General features: G+C 36.4%; 3 protein-coding genes. 1 reads left to right on the forward strand and 2 read right to left on the reverse strand.

What is annotated here, in order from left to right; translation table 11 throughout:
* Positions 1-390, forward strand: a 390-nt coding sequence (locus tag A9G30_RS03940) for an ACT domain-containing protein (protein WP_141671980.1), incomplete at its 5' end; no start/stop codon positions are given.
* Between the two features lie 59 nt (positions 391-449).
* Here A9G30_RS03940 and folA read toward each other — a convergent pair.
* Positions 450-950, reverse strand: a complete 501-nt coding sequence (folA, locus tag A9G30_RS03945; RefSeq protein WP_065588123.1) for a type 3 dihydrofolate reductase — start codon at positions 948-950, stop codon at positions 450-452.
* A 10-nt stretch (positions 951-960) separates the two neighbouring features.
* Positions 961-1,958, reverse strand: a 998-nt coding sequence (locus A9G30_RS03950; RefSeq protein WP_141671981.1) for an MJ1255/VC2487 family glycosyltransferase, incomplete at its 5' end; no start/stop codon positions are given.

The following is a 1,958-nucleotide window of genomic DNA, read 5'->3' on the forward strand; positions in this document are numbered from 1 at the left end:
CCCATTCCTAACGATCCAATTACAGGCTTTGTTACTCAAGGACGAGGGATCTCAATTCATCGGGCTGATTGTGAGCAATTACAAGAACTAAAAAATCATGCACCAGATCGTATCACTCAAGCCACTTGGAATAATACTATCAATTCAAGCTACACAATAGCGGTACAAATTATTGCTAACGATCGGAGTGGTTTGTTGAGGGACATTACCACTATTTTAGCTAATGAAAAGGCAAATGTTCTTGGTTTAATTAGTCGTTCGGATATGAAGCAACAATTAGCGACTATCGATGTTGATATGGAAATTTTTGATCAGGATTCGTTAAATCGAGTACTCAATAAAATAAAACAACTACCTGATGTTATTGAAGCCAAACGTTTTCATGGGTAAACGGCTGGCGGTTAATTAGCAAAATTGCCACAATCTGAACTGTGGCAACATATTGATAATTATATTCTTTCTAAAATTTCAAATTGGTAATCGTAAGCGTTTTTATCATCGGCTTGATGATTCTCACAATAAACTTGTCGCCATGAGTCAAATCTGTAATCTGGGAAAAAAGTATCGCCTTGTACATTAGCATTGATATGTGTTAAATAGAGCCGATCCACCATAGATAGCACTTGGTGATAAATATTGCCACCACCGATAATAAACGCCTCATCCGCCACTTGGTTTTTAGCCACCAATAATGCTTCATCAATCGACTTCGTCCAGCTAATATGCTCATGGTTAATAACCAATTTTTCAGTTTGGCGACTAATAATAATATTGTGTCGATTGGGCAAAGGTCGACCTATAGACTCAAAGGTTTTCCGTCCCATAATAACAGGTTTATTAAGTGTGTTTTTTTTAAACCATGCCAGATCTGCAGGCAAATGCCAAGGCATCTGATTATTTAAGCCAATAACACGATTATGTGCCATCGCAACAATAATACTTAAAATCATTTTTTCCTTTTTATACATAACCCAAAGATTTAATATGTTTATTTACATTCTCAGGAAACACCGTCTGGCTCCAAAGTCGCTCACTCAAAGAACGTAACGGCTCCTTTTGCCCAGCAACAATCCAATTAGCTAGCGCTGTAGCCACATCAGGATAAATTATCGGCTTTGGCGAGGGTAAATCAAGCCAATACTTTAGCTTAATACCGTTTAAGTTTTCCATAACTGTTGCCATATCAAGTGATTGTAAACATTGAGCATTATAGATTTGTTCAAATTGTCCTGAAACTGGCTTAGTAAGAATTTTTTTACCAAGCGCTAATGCTTCGGAAATCAACGCAAATCCTGTATTTGAAATAATTCCAGAACAACTAATCAGCTCATTTGTAAAACTATCTCTACCTAGTGGTTTCAAAGATACATTGCCATAGCTAGTAACTTGTTTTATTTCTGGATGGAAACAGATAAATTGATAATTGTTAAATGGTTTTAACATATTAATCACTTCATCTATGCTTTCAAAAGGCAAGTAGACTACTATTTTGCCATCTTCTGATGGTATAGCTTGGAATGAATCTATCATTGGTGGTAGTAACTTATGCCCAAAATGAAACCAATGTAGACCAATAGGTTCAGTTACCGGAGCATAATACTTCATAATCACATTTGCAACTAACCCATATTCTTTAGGCTTAAGATATTCGCATACGGCCTGATTGCTTATACCTAAACAGTTGCGATCCTGATGATGTGCAGCCCAAGCGCTCACTGGTTCAAAATCGCTGATAATACAGTCATACTTTGATAAATCAAGCTCATACACATCTTTTATAAGCCTGAAAGCTCGGATCCGTTGCACGGTTTTACGGAAATTAATTTTTCCATTCTGTGTTGCAAAAGTTACTCCACGAAAAGTTCTATAATTCCCAAAAACTTCCATATCAAAATAATCTTTAGGATCACGTCCACTGAAAATATAATCAACATCAGCACCAGCTTTTTTCAATGCTT

The sequence above is a fragment of the Gilliamella sp. Fer4-1 genome (genome assembly GCF_001690515.1).
Classification (GTDB): domain Bacteria; phylum Pseudomonadota; class Gammaproteobacteria; order Enterobacterales; family Orbaceae; genus Gilliamella; species Gilliamella apicola_C.